The organism is Ruegeria sp. ABD4_443, from assembly GCF_056160865.1.
In genome coordinates this window covers 65,816-82,561 of the sequence record NZ_JBSWYA010000007.1, presented here as the reverse complement: position 1 = coordinate 82,561, position 16,746 = coordinate 65,816, and the positions used below count along the sequence as shown (strand labels likewise).

16 protein-coding genes are annotated in these 16,746 nt (G+C 58.6%); 8 read left to right on the top strand and 8 right to left on the bottom strand.

The window, feature by feature from the left end; translation table 11 throughout:
* Position 1: 1 nt before the first annotated feature.
* Positions 2–199 carry a DUF2783 domain-containing protein gene (locus tag ACXAG8_RS14295; protein ID WP_475227068.1) on the top strand — a complete coding sequence of 66 codons (198 nt, stop codon included), beginning with the start codon at positions 2–4 and terminating at the stop codon, positions 197–199.
* A complete protein-coding gene (gene maiA, locus ACXAG8_RS14290; protein WP_475227065.1) occupies positions 196–864 on the top strand; it encodes a maleylacetoacetate isomerase in 669 nt (222 codons plus the stop codon). The genes ACXAG8_RS14295 and maiA overlap by 4 nt, the downstream gene beginning before the upstream one ends.
* Positions 865–885: 21 nt before the next feature.
* On the opposite strand, the gene ACXAG8_RS14285 is transcribed toward maiA, so the two are convergent.
* The gene (locus ACXAG8_RS14285) at positions 886–2,517 is read right to left on the bottom strand and encodes an acyl-CoA synthetase (protein WP_475227062.1); all 1,632 of its coding nucleotides are present in this window, start codon (positions 2,515–2,517) and stop codon (positions 886–888) included.
* A 221-nt stretch (positions 2,518–2,738) separates the two neighbouring features.
* Between ACXAG8_RS14285 and ACXAG8_RS14280 the strand changes: the two genes are divergently transcribed.
* Positions 2,739–4,130 (top strand): aminotransferase family protein, encoded by a 1,392-nt coding sequence (locus ACXAG8_RS14280; RefSeq protein ID WP_475227058.1) that lies wholly within the window; start codon positions 2,739–2,741, stop codon positions 4,128–4,130.
* Between the two features lie 263 nt (positions 4,131–4,393).
* On the opposite strand, the gene ACXAG8_RS14275 is transcribed toward ACXAG8_RS14280, so the two are convergent.
* From ACXAG8_RS14275 to ACXAG8_RS14260, 4 genes are all read right to left on the bottom strand, one after another.
* The gene (locus ACXAG8_RS14275) at positions 4,394–5,185 is read right to left on the bottom strand and encodes an SDR family oxidoreductase (protein ID WP_475227053.1); all 792 of its coding nucleotides are present in this window, start codon (positions 5,183–5,185) and stop codon (positions 4,394–4,396) included.
* Positions 5,186–5,210: 25 nt separating this feature from the next.
* Positions 5,211–6,704 (bottom strand): sugar ABC transporter ATP-binding protein, encoded by a 1,494-nt coding sequence (locus tag ACXAG8_RS14270; RefSeq protein WP_475227046.1) that lies wholly within the window; start codon positions 6,702–6,704, stop codon positions 5,211–5,213.
* A 38-nt stretch (positions 6,705–6,742) separates the two neighbouring features.
* Positions 6,743–7,684 carry a substrate-binding domain-containing protein gene (locus ACXAG8_RS14265; protein WP_475227041.1) on the bottom strand — a complete coding sequence of 314 codons (942 nt, stop codon included), beginning with the start codon at positions 7,682–7,684 and terminating at the stop codon, positions 6,743–6,745.
* A 95-nt stretch (positions 7,685–7,779) separates the two neighbouring features.
* A complete protein-coding gene (locus ACXAG8_RS14260; protein WP_475227036.1) occupies positions 7,780–8,706 on the bottom strand; it encodes an ABC transporter permease in 927 nt (308 codons plus the stop codon).
* A 246-nt stretch (positions 8,707–8,952) separates the two neighbouring features.
* On the opposite strand from ACXAG8_RS14260, the gene ACXAG8_RS14255 reads away from it, so the two are divergent.
* Genes ACXAG8_RS14255 through ACXAG8_RS14235 form a run of 5 tightly spaced genes read left to right on the top strand, consistent with a single transcriptional unit; the run spans position 8,953 to position 13,999 of the window.
* Positions 8,953–9,774, top strand: a complete 822-nt coding sequence (locus ACXAG8_RS14255) for a transketolase (RefSeq protein WP_475227028.1) — start codon at positions 8,953–8,955, stop codon at positions 9,772–9,774.
* A complete protein-coding gene (locus ACXAG8_RS14250) occupies positions 9,771–10,730 on the top strand; it encodes a transketolase family protein (protein ID WP_475227022.1) in 960 nt (319 codons plus the stop codon). Before ACXAG8_RS14255 ends, ACXAG8_RS14250 begins: the two co-directional genes overlap by 4 nt.
* 3 nt (positions 10,731–10,733) lie before the next feature.
* Positions 10,734–12,197 (top strand): FGGY family carbohydrate kinase, encoded by a 1,464-nt coding sequence (locus ACXAG8_RS14245; protein ID WP_475227019.1) that lies wholly within the window; start codon positions 10,734–10,736, stop codon positions 12,195–12,197.
* A gap of 41 nt (positions 12,198–12,238) precedes the next feature.
* Positions 12,239–13,216, top strand: coding sequence for a sugar-binding transcriptional regulator (locus ACXAG8_RS14240; protein WP_475227016.1), 978 nt, complete (start codon positions 12,239–12,241; stop codon positions 13,214–13,216).
* Between the two features lie 6 nt (positions 13,217–13,222).
* Entirely contained in the window at positions 13,223–13,999 is a 777-nt protein-coding gene (locus tag ACXAG8_RS14235) for an SDR family NAD(P)-dependent oxidoreductase (RefSeq protein ID WP_475227010.1), read from the top strand.
* Positions 14,000–14,421: 422 nt separating this feature from the next.
* Here the strand turns inward: ACXAG8_RS14235 and rplT are convergent, their stop codons facing one another.
* The 3 genes from rplT to ACXAG8_RS14220 all read right to left on the bottom strand — a co-directional run bounded on the left by rplT (position 14,422) and on the right by ACXAG8_RS14220 (position 16,738).
* Entirely contained in the window at positions 14,422–14,787 is a 366-nt protein-coding gene (rplT, locus tag ACXAG8_RS14230) for a 50S ribosomal protein L20 (protein WP_152457001.1), read from the bottom strand.
* A 14-nt stretch (positions 14,788–14,801) separates the two neighbouring features.
* Positions 14,802–15,002, bottom strand: coding sequence for a 50S ribosomal protein L35 (gene rpmI, locus ACXAG8_RS14225; RefSeq protein ID WP_010443552.1), 201 nt, complete (start codon positions 15,000–15,002; stop codon positions 14,802–14,804).
* 182 nt (positions 15,003–15,184) lie between these two features.
* Complete coding sequence (locus ACXAG8_RS14220) at positions 15,185–16,738, bottom strand: alanine/glycine:cation symporter family protein (protein WP_475227006.1); 1,554 nt, start codon at positions 16,736–16,738, stop codon at positions 15,185–15,187.
* Positions 16,739–16,746 lie beyond the last annotated feature (8 nt).

Sequence of the window (16,746 nt, the reverse complement as noted above, 5' to 3'; positions counted from 1 at the left end):
AATGGCTGACCTGATCCTTTCCCCGAACCTTGAAAACGCGGATGATTTCTATGCGGACCTTCTGGCCGCCCATGACGGGTTGGAAAAGGCTGGCAGCGACGCGTTGAACGCCCGCCTTGTCCTGGTGCTGGCCAACCATATCGGTGACAACGCCGTTCTGGCCCAGGCGATCAAGGCCGCTGCGCTGACCGGCGAATGATGCCAAATCCCCAAGGCGGCCCCGCGCGCGACGTGGTTCTTTACGATTACTGGCGGTCTTCTGCCAGCTATCGCGTCCGCATCGCACTGAACCTGGCCGGTATCGCCTATGACCGGGTCCCCGTTGATCTGGTCGCGGGCGCGCAAAGATCCGATGCACACCTTGCCCGCAATCCACAAGGCTTTGTTCCGGTGCTTGACATTGACGGGGTGCGACTGACGCAGTCGCTGGCCATCCTTGATTACTTGGACAGGACACGAAACCTGAACCTCCTGCCGCCTGACCCGGTCGAGCGCGCCAAGGCACAGGCACTGGCCCATGCCATCGCCGTGGACCTCCACCCGGTTTGTAATCTGTCGGTCGCAAAACACGCCACCGCTTTGGCGGGCGAGGCCGCGGACATGCCCGGCGATTGGATGCGGCACTTTATCCGGCCGGGATTGCTTGCGTTCGAGACCATGCTGGGCGCGTTCCAGCAGGCCCCTTTTTGCACGGGCACCGCACCCGGCCTTGCCGATCTCTGCCTGATCCCACAGGTCTACAATGCCCGTAGATGGCAGGTCGGGCTGTCCGACATGCCACGCATAATGTCGGTCGAGGCAGCCTGCGCCCAGCACCCGGCCTTTGCAGACGCGCACCCGGATGCTGTGGCGCCCGAACCTTAAGGTGCCTCGCGGCCCTGGCAATCAGGTCAGCGCCCGCGCCTGATCGCGCAGCACGAATTTCTGTATTTTGCCGGTCGACGTCTTGGGCAAGGCCCCGAAAATGACAGTCTTGGGCGCCTTGAAATGGGCCATGTTTTCGCGGCAGAACGCAATCAGTTCCTCGGCCGTCACCTCGCCGCCCGGTTTCAGCTCAATAAAAGCACAAGGCGTTTCGCCCCATTTGTCATCGGGGCGGGCCACCACGGCGGCCTCCATCACGGCGGGGTGTTTGTACAGGACATCCTCGACCTCGACAGACGAGATGTTCTCGCCCCCTGAAATGATGATGTCCTTCGACCGGTCCTTCAGCGCGATATAGCCGTCGGGATGCATCACGCCCAGATCACCCGATGCGAACCAACCGCCCCGGAACGCGCTGTCCGTCGCATCGGCGTTCTTCAGATACCCTTTCATGACCACATTGCCCTGCATGAAAATCTCGCCCATGGTCTGGCCATCGGCAGGCACGGGTTCCAGTGTTTCGGGGTCGGCCACCATCAACCCGGACAGGGCCGAATACCGAACGCCCTGCCGCACCTTGAGAGCGGCGCGTTCTTCGGCCCCCTTGTCATTCCATTCCTCTTTCCATGCGCACACAACCGAAGGCCCATAGGTTTCGGTCAGCCCATAGACATGGGTGACCTCGACGCCCATCGCCTCCATCTTTTCGATCACGGCGGCAGGGGGCGGGGCGCCCGCCGTCATTACCTTGATCTCGTGGTCAAAATCCTTCAGCGCATCCGGCGCGTTGGCCAGCATGTTCAACACGATGGGCGCACCACAGAAATGGGTTACACGCTCTTGCCTGAAGGCCGCATAGATCGGCTCGGCCCGCACGGCCCGCAGGCAGACCGAAACCCCAGCATTGGCCGCCATGGCCCAGGGGAAACACCAGCCATTGCAGTGAAACATCGGCAGCGTCCAAAGATAGACCGAGTGTTTCGGCATGCTCCAATCCAGAATATCCGACTGTGCGTTCAGCGCCGCGCCCCGGTGGTGATAAACCACGCCCTTGGGGTTGCCCGTCGTGCCGGATGTATAGTTGAGCGAGATCGCATCCCATTCATCCTCGGGCAGCGACCAGTTGAAATCCGGGTCACCCTCGGCCAGCAGCGCGTCATAGGTCAGCGTGCCCAGCCGTTCACCGCCGTCAAAACTGGGGTCGACAATATCGACGACCAACAGATCAGACCGGTCAGCTTCGGCCAGGGCCTGTTTGACCACCCCCGAGAACTCGGGATCGACCAGCAGGACCCTGGCCTCGGCATGATCAAGGATAAAGGCGATGACATGGGCATCAAGCCGCGTATTGATCGTGTTCAGGACCGCGCCCGCCATCGGAACGCCGAAATGAGATTCGTACATCTCGGGGATGTTCGCGGCAATGATCGAAACGGTGTCCCCGGCGCCAATGCCGCGCGCCGCCAACGCGCTGGCCAGACGGCGGCAGCGGGCATAGGTTTCAGCCCATTGATACCTGCGGTCGCCATAGACCACCGATGGATAGTCGGGATAGACCTGCGCGGTCCGTTCGATAAAGCTGAGCGGGGTCAGGGGGGTGAAATTCGCACGCCCCTTGTCCAAATGGCGTTTGTAGATGTTGTCCTCTGCCATTCGCCGATCCTCCCAATTCGTCGGTTGGCACAGATGACCACAAAGCCGCACCCGTGGAAATCCGTAAAAATACGCGGCGCCGAAGCTCTGGCACTACGGTAAAATTTCATCTGGCCCTATCTTAGCCGGGCGGTTCGCGGTGATCTGAGGCAATCAAAGCCGCCGCCAGGCGGCGATTTCTCCGCTATACTGCGCGCCATATCTCAGTGAAAGGACATGTCATGGACGGCACGTTCAACGAAAACGATCTTACCCGCGTGGTCGAGGCCGACCGCGCCCACATCTGGCACCATCTGATCCAGCACAAGCCCTTTGAAACCAATGATCCGCGCATCATTGTCGAAGGCAAAGGCATGCGCGTCTGGGACCAGAAAGGCAAAGAACATCTGGATGCGGTGTCCGGCGGCGTCTGGACGGTAAATGTCGGCTATGGCCGCGAATCGATCTGCAAGGCGGTTTATGACCAGCTGATGAAGCTGTGCTATTTCGCCCAATCCGCGGGCTCGATCCCCGGTTCGATCTTTGCCGAAAAGCTGATCGAAAAGATGCCAGGCATGAGCCGCGTATATTACACCAACTCGGGAAGCGAGGCGAACGAGAAGGCGTTCAAGATGGTCCGCCAGATCGCCCACAAGAAATACGGCGGCAAGAAAACCAAGATCCTGTATCGCGACCGCGACTATCACGGATCGACCCTGGCGGCGATGTCGGCAGGCGGTCAGGACGAACGCAACGCGCAATATGGCCCCTTCGCACCCGACTTTGTGCGCGTGCCCCATTGCATGGAATACCGCAAGCACGAATTGGACGGCGCACCGGTCGAAAATTTCGGTGAATGGGCTGCCGACCAGATCGAAGAGGTCATCCTGCGCGAGGGCCCCGATACCGTGGGCGCCCTGTGCCTTGAGCCGGTAACCGCCGGTGGCGGCGTGATCGAAGCGCCCGAAGGGTACTGGCAGCGCGTGCAGGAGATCTGCAAGAAATACGACATCCTGCTGCATATCGACGAGGTCGTCTGCGGCGTGGGCCGTACAGGCACCTGGTTCGGATATCAGCAATATGGCGTGAAGCCGGACTTTGTGACCATGGCCAAGGGCGTGGCGTCAGGCTATGCGGCGATTGCCTGCTTGGTGACCACCGAAGAGGTGTTCGACATGTTCAAGGACAATGCCGACGACCCGCTGAACTATTTCCGCGATATCTCGACCTTTGGCGGCTGCACCGCCGGGCCTGCGGCGGCGATTGAAAACATGCGCATCATCGAAGATGAAAACCTGCTGGGCAATTGCGCGGCCATGGGTGATCGCATGATGGGCAACCTGCAGGCGCTGATGGACAAGCACAAGGTCATCGGTGACGTGCGCGGCAAGGGCCTGTTTCTGGGGGCCGAACTGGTCGCGGACCGGGCCTCGAAAGAGCCCGCGGACGAGAAACTTGCCCAGGCCGTCGTCGCCGACTGCATGGCGCAGGGCGTCATCATCGGCGTGACCAACCGGTCAGTCCCCGGCAAGAACAACACGCTGTGTTTCTCGCCCGCGCTGATTGCGACGGCAGATGACATCGACCAGATCACCGATGCGGTCGACGGCGCGCTGGGGCGTGTGTTCGGGTAAGCTGTCCATCGGTTGGACGAAGAAACCGGCGCCCGCGGCGCCGGTTTTGTTTTGAACGGGCGTCCGGCACCAGGGGCTTGGTGGCATCTGACAGTTCCCAAAGCGCCCGCACGGGTCAGCGGTCTTGTCGTCACCTGCTTTTTGCGCCCAGAGCATCTGAACGAGCCCCGTCCGCGCACTCCGGTTTCCTTTTTTCACCCTGCAGACAGACGGGCACTACACAGTTTCTGCAAAAGCAAAAACAGAGCCAGCAACGCGGCGCGTTACCAGCAGCAGAATCCACCGTCGACCAGAAGGTCCACCCCTGTGCAATACGAGGCCGCGTCGGACAAAAGAAAGATTGCAGGGCCAACCATTTCGTTTACATCGGCCATCCGTTGCATGGGGGTCTGGCATTCGAATTCCTTGGTCTGGTTGACCATCTCGGGGCGGGTGTTCATCGGTGTCGCGGTATAACCCGGCGAGATTGAGTTGACCCTGATCCCACGGTCGACCCATTCCATCGCCATGGATTTGGACATATGGATCACGCCCGCTTTGGACGCGTTGTAATGGACCTGCATCAGACCTCTGTTCACAATCACGCCCGACATGGACGCGATATTCACTATCGACCCGCCTTGACCGTGGGCCAGCATAGCGCGCGCTTCGGCCTGACAAGACAGCCACACGCCTTTCATATTGATGTCCATAAGCGTCTGATATTGCTCCTCGCTCATGTCTTCACAGGCCTCTGCATTTGCAATGCCTGCTGCATTGAGCGCCAAGCGCAGCGGGCCAAGCTCGGCCTCGGCAAGCGCCACGGCCTCTGCCATCGCCTCGCCGGATGTAACATCGGCGCCGACCTGAATTGCGCGGCGGCCCGTGGCGGCAATGGCATCCGCCGTGTCCTGCAACCCGCCATCAGTTCGAAGATCGACCAAAGCGACATCCGCGCCGGATTGGGCCAGACCAAGTGCGATCCGCTGACCGATCCCACTGCCGGCACCGGTGACCAGGGCGACCCGGCCCGACAGATCAAACAGGGCTGGAGCATTCAAATCAGATTGCGGCATTTCACTTCCTTTTGCAGGTGCTGTGCTAGGTTGTTGCCAATTCCATCACTGATACGTCGTTGGCTTCGCCGCGCTCCAGAATACCCGCCTGTTTGCCCTGCGCCATAACCAATACGCGGTTGGAGACCCCCAGAACCTCTTCGAGATCCGAACTGACGACGATGACCGACACGCCCTCTTCGGCGAGACCAACTATGATGTCATAGATCGAAGACCGAGCCCCCACGTCGATACCGCGCGTCGGCTCATCCAGCACCACGACCCTTGGATTTCGGGCCAGCCACTTGGCAATGACCACCTTCTGCTGGTTCCCACCCGAAAGCTCGTCGGCCCTTTGCTGGCTTTCACCCTTCACGCCGAATTTCGCGATACCCGCATCGGAAAATCTACGCGCGCGCTTCCTGGTAACCCAGCCATTGCGCGCGACCTGGTTCATGTTCGAATAGGCGAAATTCTCGCTCAGGGAATGAGGAAGAACCAAGCCCTGCTGCTTTCTGTCTTCGGGCACGAGAATGATGCCATGGCGGATTGCGTCTTTTGGGCTGCGCGGCGAGATATCCTTGCCGTCCAAAAGAACATTGCCACCCGATATCGGATCAATCCCGACCATGGCGCGAACAAGCTCGGTCCTGCCCGCCCCGACTAGCCCGGCAATGCCGAGGATTTCGCCCTTGGCAACCGAGAAACTGACATCCGAAAAACTGCCCAGCGCGGATGTCAGGTTGCGCACCTCAAGAACCTTTTCTGGCTGTGGCCTCGGAATGGCCGGGAACATGCGGTCCAGACTACGCCCGACCATGGCTTCGACGATCGTGCGGACAGGAACATCTGCGCTTTCGAATTCCTGGACCTTCTCGCCGTCGCGCATGACGACGATGCGATCCGCAATCTGTTTGATCTCTTCCAGGCGGTGCGAAATGTAAATGACCCCAACACCGCCCGCTTTCAGACGCTCGATCTGTTCGAACAGTTTTTGGGTTTCTTCACTGCCCAGGGCGGCCGTTGGCTCATCAAGGATCAACAACTGGGCATTCAATGTCAGCGCCTTCGCAATCTCGATCAACTGCTGGTTGGCGGTTGACAGACCTTCGACTTTTCGGCGCGGCGAAATCTCAAGACCCAAACGCTGAAGGCCTGCATGGGCGCGTTCTTCCATAGTTTTGCGATCAACCATGCCCGCTTTGCTGGGGTAGCGCCCGACGAACACGTTTTCCGCAATCGAAAGGTGCGGCAAAAGCAAGAGCTCCTGATGGATCATGGCGACACCGGCGTCGATCGCCTCTCGGGGGTTGGCGGGCGCATAGGGTGCGCCCTGCCAGTACATTTCTCCGGAACCCGGAAGGATAGTCCCCGAGATAATGTTGGAAATGGTAGACTTTCCAGCACCGTTTTCGCCCAAGAGCGCAACAACTTCACCGGGGTGAATATCCAGGTCAATCCCGTGCAAGACTTCGATCGGCCCAAAGGACTTTCGAATGTTCCTGAGTGTCAGGATTGGATCTGATTGTTCATCCGTCATCTAGTCGCGCTCTTGAGTATGCTTGCTGTCAGGTCTGGTTACGGGTGCTTTTCGACAAAGCCGGCCGCATCGTCACAGGTGGTCAGCACCGCATTCGGGATCTGACGCGCCGGCACAGATGCATCATTGGCCACGGCGATTGCCGAGTTCACGGCCAGAACACCCATTGCCTGCGTGCTTTGGGTTGCGGTCACGATGAACGGCGTGTCGCAAGCAACAAGCGATTCCAGCGCGGCAACGTCCCCATCGTACCCACCGACGATGACCTGATCCTGAAGACCGGCAACTTCGACGGCTTTGGCCGCGCCCATCGCAAGGCCATCAGCCTGACCGAAAATAATCTTGATGTCAGGATTGGCCTGCAACATGTTCTGCGCGATCTGAAAGCCTTCATCCGGCGACCATTGTTGGCTCCACTGCTGGGCAACAAGCTCTACACCGGGGTTTTCGTCAATCGCCTGCTTGCAGCCCTCAAAGCGTTGAACTTCTGGCGTGGTGCCCTTCTGGCCGTGGATCACGACCATCTTGCCTTCACCACCCGCCAAACCAATGATGTGGTCACAGACCTGATATGCCGACAGCACGTTTTCACCGTAGATCACGGTGTCACCCGGGGCGCCCTCGGGTTCGCGGTCTACGTTGATGACCGGAATGCCTTCCTGCCGCGCAAGCCGTGTCGGAACAGCGGCCGCGGCGGCACCCGCAGGGATGTAGATGAATGCGTCGATGCCCTGGGTGATCAGGTCCTGAACCTGGCTAACCTGGGTCGCGGTATCATTCTTGGCATCTACAACGATCACCTCGATGCCCAGTTTGCTGGCATAGCCCTCGACACCCAGTTTGATCTGGTTGAAGAAGTCGGCCTGCAGGTTGGGGACCGCAAGCCCGATCTTTTCAATGCCGATACCTTCGGCACTGGCGACGCCTGCCGTAGATGCCATAAGCGCGGCAGCGAGCGCACTCTTGATACTGGAATTCATGGTTTCTCCTCCTTGGTTGGATGGCCCACTTAGAATTTTGGGACCTTTAAGAGCCCGAATGGCCGAGCCTTTGGTTTTTGGCTTTCGCCATAGTGTCATCGTGCGGTGCGGTGCTTGAAGGTTTCGGCCGCCACGGCAAGCACGATCACCAGTCCGATAATGACCGCTTGCAGGAACGGAGAAACACTCAGCAGGTTCAATCCGTTGCGAAGCACGCCAATGATGAGCACGCCAATGATCGTGCCAACGACCCCACCCGTGCCCCCGGACAGGCTTGTGCCCCCAATTACCACGGCCGCAATCGCGTCCAGTTCATATGCAACGCCCGAACTCGGTTGCACCGAGTCCAGTCGCGCCGCCAACAGGATACCCGCCAATCCGGAAAGCAGCGCGCAGACGGTATAGACCATGACAGTCGTCAATCGGACATTGATGCCCGCAAGGCGCGCCACCTCTGGGTTGCCACCAATGGCAAACAGCGCGCGCCCCTCTTTGCGGAACCGCAAGAACAGGATCGCAACGGCGAAAACGGCAACCATAACGGCGACGGTTATCGTTAAGAACCCAAAGTGGCGGATGATGGCGCCCAGATTGAACCAGGTCGGGAACCCAATGATCTGGGACCCGTTTGTGATCATGTTGGCAAGCCCGCGCGCGATCGACATCATCGCCAACGTCGCGATGAAAGCCGGCACCTTGAACTCTGTTATCAAAAGCCCCGAAACCGCACCCGCTATGGCGGATGCAGCCAAAGCGCCACCAATGGCGACCCCCATCGGGTAACCCGCTTCGACGTTCAGATAGCCAAGCACCATCATCGACAACGCGAGAATGGAGCCGACAGACAAATCGATCCCGCCGATCAGGATCACGAATGTCATGCCGACGGCCATGATGCCAAGCACCGTGATCTGGTCCGCAATGTTAAGGAAGTTCCGGAACGATAGGAACGAATCCGTTGCAAAGGACAGGAATGCGCATAGCAAGATCAGGCCAATCAGCGGCCCGGTCGCCCCGCTCAAAGAGAAAAAGTCAGAAAGACTTGCCCTTCTTTCCGACCCATTCAGCGTCGTCATCGATATTATCCTCCCGTACCGCATAATTATTCAGATGCGATATTTATTTCGTAACGCGTCCAATTTTACCTGTCAATGGTGCACTTCCGTCGGCGGGCTGGCGAATTGCCTACCTACCCGTCCCACGCAACGCCTTGACTTGCCGTGTTGTGCATGTTTTTTATTAGGTGAATTTTTATACACAGGTGGCCAATGGACACTCAGGATCTTCGCGTCATTGCAAATCGGGTCAGGCGACGCGACCTAAAGGCTGTTTTCGAAGCTGGCGCAGGCCATATCGGCGGCGAGATGTCGGTAATTGACCTGCTGACCGCCCTTTATTTCCGGATCATGTCGGTCGATCCAAACGAGCCTCTGGCACCCGGTCGCGACCGCCTTGTCCTGAGCAAAGGGCACACGGCGCTTGCCCTGTACACGATCCTCGCTGAAAAAGGGTTCATCCCACAGGATGAGATTTCATCCTTTCTGAAACCATATTCGCGGCTCAACGGCCACCCGAACCGCACAAAGGTTCCAGGCGTGGAAACCAACACAGGCCCTTTGGGTCATGGTCTTCCCATTGGGGTCGGCATGGCAAAGGCCGCAAAGCTGGACAATGCGCCCTGGCGGACTTTCGTGATCACCGGTGACGGAGAAATGCAGGAAGGCTCGAATTGGGAAGCGATCATGAGCGCGGCGCAATTCAAGCTCGACAATCTGACGCTGATCATTGATCACAACCGCTTGCAGCAGGGTGCAAGACTTGCTGACACAAACAACCTCGCACCGTTACGCCCCAAGCTGGAAGCCTTTGGCTGGGACGTGCAGGAAATTGCCGGCCACGACATGGACCAGATCTGCGAAGTACTGGACGCAGATCAAATCGTGCCGGGAAAACCAAAATGCATCATTGCACACACCAACAAGGGGCAAGGTATTTCTTTCATGTCCGACAATGTTGCATGGCATCACAAGGTCCCGAATGAGGATCAATACAAACTGGCCATGGCCGAACTGGAAGAGGCTGCGCCATGAATGCTCCATTCGAATCCGCCAAGCTTCACGATTGCCGCGACGCTTTTGTGTCGACACTTGAACAGTTGGGCACGGCCAACACGAATATCGTTGCTGTCTGCAATGACTCTGTGGGGTCGTCCAAGCTGTCCGGTTTTCGCGACAAATTTCCCGACCGCCTGATCAATGTCGGAATCGCCGAGCAAAACATGGTCGGTGTCGGCGCGGGGCTGGCAAATGGCGGCAAGATACCCTTTGTTTGTGCTGCCTCGCCCTTTCTGACGGGGCGCGCCCTGGAGCAGATCAAAGCTGACGTCGCCTATTCGGAAACCAATGTAAAGCTGGTCGGAATCAGCTCCGGCCTCGCCTATGGCGAATTGGGGGCAACCCACCATTCGATTGAAGATTTCGCATGGGTGCGCGCATTGCCGAATGTGCCCGTAATCGCTCCGGCTGACCGGATCGAAACTGCGGCCGTCATCGAGTGGGCCACGGCATACGAAGGCGGTTGTTTCTTGCGCCTCAGCCGTGTGGGCGTGCCGGACCTGCTGCCAGAAGGGCATCGCTTTGAACTGGGAAAGGCCAATATTCTGCGCGAAGGGTCAGACGTTACCCTGATCGCCAATGGCACTTTGTCCTACCGCGCGATGATTGCAGCCGATATGTTGGACGGGCAAGGAATTTCGGCTCGTGTATTGAACATGGCAACCGTTCGCCCCATTGATTCTGACGCGATTGTCGCGGCCGCGTCCGAAACCGGCGCCATTGTCACATGCGAAGAACACACAGTGTTCGGCGGCCTTGGCAGCGCAGTGGCCGAAGTCGTCGTCGATGAATGCCCTGTCCCGATGAAGCGTCTGGGCGTGCCGGGCGTGTTCGCGCCCACCGGGTCGGCAGATTTCCTGCTGGACGAATTTGGCATGTCGCCGAGTGGCATCGCAAACAGCGCCGCAGATCTTCTAAAGCGAAAGAGGTAGGCCGTGGCGCTCGATGTCATTCTGGCCATCGACGAAGGCACCACCAACTCTAAGGCTGTGCTGGTCACGCAGGCCGGTGAGATCATCGCCACGGGATCGGCGCCGGTGCCGATCGAGCATCCCAAAGCGGGATGGGTGCAGCAAGACGCCATGGCCATTTGGTCGGCAACGCAAAAGGCGATATCCACCTGTATTGCGGGGGCTCCTGAACATAGGATCACCGCTTTGGGGCTCTCCAATCAACGCGAGTCGGTTCTGATCTGGGATCGGAAAACCGGCACGCCGCTTGGGCCGGTCTTGACGTGGCAATGTCGCAGGACAGCCGCCCAGTGCGACGCGCTGAAAGCTGCGGGGCACGAAGCGGATGTGATCGCGCGCACCGGCCTTCCTATCGACGCGCTGTTCCCACCGACCAAAATCGCCTGGCTGTTGACCCATCAAGGATCTGAAACGGGCGACATTTGCGTCGGAACCGTAGATAGCTGGTTAATCTGGCAACTCACCGGCGGCACGGTTCATGCCACGGACCGCTCAAATGCCGCAAGAACCCAACTTTTCAACCTTGCCGAGGGAGAATGGGACAGCAAGCTGTGCGACCTCTTCGGTGTTGACCCGTCCTGTTTACCAGAGGTTCGGGATTCAGCGCATGTTTTCGGCGAAACCCGGAATGTTGAAACTCTGCCTGACGGCATCCCCATTGCCTCGGCCATCGGCGATTCGCATGCGGCGCTCTTTGGTCACGGCGCGTTTGTCCCGGGCGATGGCAAGGTCACATTTGGGACCGGGTCGTCGGTTATGGCCACGATTCCCGATTTTGTTGCGCCGCCTGATGGTTTGACCACGACCATCGCGTGGTCTCTGGGTGGTCAGTCGACGTTTGCCTACGAGGGCAACATCCTGGTCAGCGCATCCGTTTTCCCATGGACGGCCAAGATGCTGGGGCTTGGCGATGTGGGCGCCCTGCTGGAACTGGCCAGTACGGTCGGGTCGGCCGAGGGGGTTTGCCTTGTCCCGGCCCATGTTGGCCTTGGCGCGCCACATTGGGCCCCCGATGCCAGCGGTCTGATCTCGGGCCTGTCGTTCGTAAGCGGGCCTGCGCATGTCGCGCGTGCTGCCGCAGAAAGCATGGCACAACAGGTTGCCGACATCTTTGACGTCATAGAACGATCCGAAAAGACCATAGGCCGGCTGTCCGTCGACGGCGGACCAAGTGAAAACCCGTTCCTGATGCAATTGGTGGCAGACCTTCTGGCGCACCCCGTCACACCATGCAAAAACGCCGAGACATCGGCGATCGGAGCTGCCTATCTTGCGGGGCTGGCGACGGGTTTCTGGCGGTCTTTGGAAGAGTTGGAGACCCTCGTGTCACACGGAAACCGTTTCACCCCCAATATGCCCGAGAACGAAAGAAAGGAACTTCGCGCCCTTTGGCAGGACGCCATTGCGCGCAGCACACGGCGACTGTAGTGAATATTTATTCTCACTTTACCCACTAGAAGGCACCAGACATGTCCCGCCTGAATGAGCTTCGAATGATTGCGCGCGTGGCACAGATGTACCATGTGGACAATCAGCGTCAGGCCTATATCGCGCAACACTTACGGATTTCACAAGCCACGGTGTCGCGCATGCTGAAGCGCGCGCAAGAAGAAGAAATCGTGCGCACAACAGTTGTTGCCCCTTCGGGCACCTATGCCGATCTCGAAGCCGACCTACGCAGAAAATACGGTCTGTCCGAAGCAATCGTCGTTGAATGCTCCGAGGACCGTGACAGGGCGATTATGGCTCGGATCGGCGAGGCCGCCGCACACTTTATCGAAGCGACGCTGCAAACTGATGAGGTCATTGGCGTTTCGAGCTGGTCAGAGACCATCCTGAAGATGGTGGACAACATCCACCCCATGAAATCTGGCAAGGCCAAGAGCGTTGTCCAGACGTTGGGCGGCATGGGGGACCCGACCGTTCAAATCCATGCCACCCAGTTGACCACGCGTTTGGCCAAACTGACCGGGGCCGAAGCGCATCTGCTAAGCGCTCCGGGGGTCGCCCAATCCCGCGAAGCCAAGCTTGTCCTATTGGGGGACACCTATGTGCGCGAAACCATGGAACTGTTCGAAAAGGTCACGCTTTCGATTGTTGGCATCGGCGCAATCGCACCATCGGACATGCTGGCGCGAAGCGGCAATGTCTTTGCGGCCCGCGAACTGGCCGCCGTTAAGGATGCAGGCGGCGTCGGCGATATCGGCCTGAGGTTTTTTGACGCCGAGGGACATCCGGTCAGGACCCCGCTTGACGAACGGGTCATTGGGATGACGCTTGACGAGCTTTCAAAGACGGACCGTGTCATTGCCCTGGCCGGAGGCCAGTCCAAGACGCGCGCCATCCACGGCGCGTTGAAGACGAATGTCATCGACCTTCTTGTAACCGACAAATTCACTGCGGGGCGACTTGCCTCGGATGCCTATGATCACGACGATGGGGAGTAAAACACAATGGACAGATTTTCGGGAAAATGCGTTGTCATCACCGGCGGCAACAGGGGGATCGGCTTTGCCATGGCCGAACGGTTCGTCGCCGAAGGCGCCAATGTCGTCATCGCATCGATCGAAGAGCAGGTGCATGAGGCCGCCGAAAAGCTTGGCGGAACAGCCAAGGGATTTGTCTGCAACGTAACGGACAAGTCAGAGGTCGCAGCATTGTATGACATGGCCAAATCGGAATTCGGGCCTGTCGATATCTCGGTTCAGAATGCGGGCATCATCACCATCGCCAAAGTCGAAGATTTGACCGAAAAGGAATGGGACGACACGATGGATGTTAACACCAAGGGTGTTTTCCTCTGCTGTCAGGAGGCCATTCGGCACATGCGTGCCTCAGGCAAGGGCGGGCGCCTGATCAACACCGCATCCGGACAGGCCCGCGACGGCTTCATCTACACTCCGCATTACGCCGCCTCGAAATTCGGCGTCATGGGATTGACCCAAAGCCTCGCCAAAGAAGTCGCCCTGGACAACATTACAATCAATGCCATTTGCCCCGGAATTATCGAAACCGACATGTGGGCCTATAATGACAAGGTCTGGGGCGAGATGCTTGGTGACTATAAACCCGGTGAATTGATGGACAGCTGGGTCCAGAACAATGTGCCGATGAAACGCGCCGGGCATGGGCGCGATGTGGCCGGTCTGGTGGCATTTCTCGCCAGCGAGGATGCCACTTATATCACAGGTCAAACGATCAATGTCGACGGTGGTTTGATTATGTCGTGACGCTTATGCGCCCGGCATCAACGAACCGGTTGCGCTGCGGCGAAGCATCACGTTCATCCAAACCAAATCAGCACGCGAAAACGAAAGGCGGTTGAGGGCTTGGCTGACCTGTTCGCACGCCGTGGCAAACCGGAACAGACCATAGGCTTGCCCTGGGCAACCTCTGCTGGGCCTGAACATGACGTTGCAATGACCGCCCCCTTGCGCGGGGCGGTCCACGGGCTTTTCTACGCCCCCGGCTTCGCCAATCTCCTGTTTATTTGCCCGAAAGGCTGATGCAGCCTTTCCTCTTTTAATCCAAAGGTATGATCCGTGAAACATCCACCGGGATGGGTTCATGCCCGGCATCCGCCCCTCTGAAAACCAAAAAGGCCGCCCCCTTTTGGGAACGGCCCTTTGTTCACTGTCTCTGTATCAGAGGATCAGGCAGTCAGAGCGGCCTGAGCTTTGGCGACGATCGCGCCGAACGCTTCCGGTTCGTGCACGGCCAGGTCGGCCAGAACTTTGCGGTCCACTTCGATACCGGCCAGGTTCAGACCGTTGATGAAGCGGGAATATGTCAGTGCCTCGTCATGGCTACGGACAGCAGCGTTGATACGCTGGATCCACAGCGCGCGGAAGTTGCGCTTGCGGTTCTTGCGGTCGCGGGTTGCGTACTGGTTGGCCTTGTCGACGGCCTGACGGGCAACCTTGAAGGTGCTCTTGCGGCGGCCATAGTAACCTTTGGCGGCCTTGATAACCTTCTTGTGACGGGCGTGAGTTACGGTTCCACCTTTAACGCGGGACATCTCTTAATCTCCTCTTAGCGGTCGTAGGGCATGTAGCCCTTGACGATCTTTGCGTCGGGGGCGGACAGGGTGGTGTTGCCACGGGCGTCGCGGATGAACTTCTTGGTCCGCTTGATCATGCCGTGCCGTTTGCCGGCCTGGCCAGCAAGGACCTTACCGGTCGCAGTCACCTTAAAGCGCTTCTTGGCGCTCGACTTGGTCTTCATCTTAGGCATTTCCGTCTCCTTTTTCGGGTTCGGTTCCAGACGCGACTCGGCATGCCATCTCGGCCGGTCACGCGATCAGATGCGCCGTTTACGCAAGTTCGGTCATACTGGCAAGGGGGTTTGGACCAGAATCTGCGCTTTTCGCAGTGGTCCAGGCACCGGGGCGACAGGCGCCGCCCCGGTGGATTGGTTTAGTGGCCGAATTTGCGGATCTCGCCGCTTTTCAGACGCTCGGAATAGGAGGCCAGCTCCTGGCGCACCACTTTCATCAGGAAATACAGTGCAAAGACGTTCACAACCGCCATCGCAAAGATCGCCGCATCCGAGAAGTCGATGACCGGACCAAGATTGGCCGCCGCGCCGATGACAACGAAGATGCAGAAGATGACCTTGAACACCAGTTCCTTGGTGTGGCCTTCACCGAACAGGTAGGTCCAGGCCTTGAGGCCGTAATAGGACCAGCTGATCATGGTCGAAAAGGCGAACAGGATCACGGCAATCGCAAGGATATAGGGGAACCAGCTGAACGCGCTTCCGAAGGCGGCCGAGGTCAGGCTGACGCCCGAATTGCCGTCAACGGTTGCAATCGCGGTGCCCGCTTCGTTCAGCATGTAGTTGCCGGTTTCCGGGTCGATGATCATCTGTTGCGTGATGATGATGACCAATGCGGTCATGGTACAGATCACAACGGTATCGATGAACGGTTCCAGCAGCGAAACAAAGCCTTCGGTGATCGGCTCTTTGGTCCGAACGGCCGAGTGCGCAATAGCTGCCGAACCCACGCCTGCCTCGTTCGAGAACGCGGCGCGTTTGAAGCCCTGGATCAGCGCCCCAACCATACCACCGGCCACGCCCAGGCCCGTAAAGGCACCGGCGAAGATCTGGCCAAAGGCCCAACCGATCAAGTCGGCGTTCATCACGATGATGACCAGCGCGGTCAGAACGTACAGGACACCCATGAACGGCACGACCTTTTCGGTCACCCGCGCGATGGATTTCAGGCCGCCGACAATCACCATGAACACAACAACCGCAAAGACCACACCGGTGATCCAGCCGGGGTAATCGCCAACGATTCCCGCGATCTGCTGATGCGCCTGGTTGGCCTGGAACATGTTCCCGCCACCCAGGGCCCCCAGAATACAAAAGATCGAGAACAGAACTGCCAGGATCTTGCCACCCGGCAGACCCAGCTCGTTAAAGCCCTTGGACATATAGTACATCGGGCCGCCCGAGACTGTGCCGTCTTCGTATTCGTTCCGATATTTCACGCCCAGCGTACATTCGGTGAATTTCGACGCCATGCCCAGAAGACCCGCAAGGATCATCCAGAATGTCGCGCCGGGGCCACCAATGCCCACCGCAACCGCAACCCCGGCAATGTTGCCAAGACCCACGGTGCCCGAAAGGGCCGTCGCCAGCGCCTGAAAGTGGCTGACCTCACCCGCGTCGTTGGGGTCGGAATAGTCACCTTTGACCAGGCTGATCGCATGGCTGAAGAACCGCATCTGCACAAAGGCGAAATACAGCGTGAAAACCGACGCTGCGATAACCAGCCACATCACGATCCACGGGAAAGACGTTCCCGGCAGAGGCGCAAAGATAAAGCTGACAAAGGGCCCGGTCAGATCGGCAAATGTCTGGTTGATTTTCTGATCGAGGCCGGCGGCCTCCTGGGCCATGGCAGGGCTGGCAAGCACTGCCGCCGCTGCACCGGAAACACCGGTTTTTACAAGCGTTTTCATGATGTCCT

Excerpts from the sequence above, each read along its gene's own strand:
- ACXAG8_RS14295 (WP_475227068.1), top strand. The coding sequence starts at position 2 with ATGGCTGACCTGATCCTTTCCCCGAACCTTGAAAACGCGGATGATTTC.
- maiA (WP_475227065.1), top strand. The coding sequence starts at position 196 with ATGATGCCAAATCCCCAAGGCGGCCCCGCGCGCGACGTGGTTCTTTAC.
- ACXAG8_RS14285 (WP_475227062.1), bottom strand. The coding sequence starts at position 2,517 with ATGGCAGAGGACAACATCTACAAACGCCATTTGGACAAGGGGCGTGCG.
- ACXAG8_RS14280 (WP_475227058.1), top strand. The coding sequence starts at position 2,739 with ATGGACGGCACGTTCAACGAAAACGATCTTACCCGCGTGGTCGAGGCC.
- ACXAG8_RS14275 (WP_475227053.1), bottom strand. The coding sequence starts at position 5,185 with ATGCCGCAATCTGATTTGAATGCTCCAGCCCTGTTTGATCTGTCGGGC.
- ACXAG8_RS14270 (WP_475227046.1), bottom strand. The coding sequence starts at position 6,704 with ATGACGGATGAACAATCAGATCCAATCCTGACACTCAGGAACATTCGA.
- ACXAG8_RS14265 (WP_475227041.1), bottom strand. The coding sequence starts at position 7,684 with ATGAATTCCAGTATCAAGAGTGCGCTCGCTGCCGCGCTTATGGCATCT.
- ACXAG8_RS14255 (WP_475227028.1), top strand. The coding sequence starts at position 8,953 with ATGGACACTCAGGATCTTCGCGTCATTGCAAATCGGGTCAGGCGACGC.
- ACXAG8_RS14250 (WP_475227022.1), top strand. The coding sequence starts at position 9,771 with ATGAATGCTCCATTCGAATCCGCCAAGCTTCACGATTGCCGCGACGCT.
- ACXAG8_RS14240 (WP_475227016.1), top strand. The coding sequence starts at position 12,239 with ATGTCCCGCCTGAATGAGCTTCGAATGATTGCGCGCGTGGCACAGATG.
- ACXAG8_RS14235 (WP_475227010.1), top strand. The coding sequence starts at position 13,223 with ATGGACAGATTTTCGGGAAAATGCGTTGTCATCACCGGCGGCAACAGG.
- rplT (WP_152457001.1), bottom strand. The coding sequence starts at position 14,787 with ATGTCCCGCGTTAAAGGTGGAACCGTAACTCACGCCCGTCACAAGAAG.
- rpmI (WP_010443552.1), bottom strand. The coding sequence starts at position 15,002 with ATGCCTAAGATGAAGACCAAGTCGAGCGCCAAGAAGCGCTTTAAGGTG.
- ACXAG8_RS14220 (WP_475227006.1), bottom strand. The coding sequence starts at position 16,738 with ATGAAAACGCTTGTAAAAACCGGTGTTTCCGGTGCAGCGGCGGCAGTG.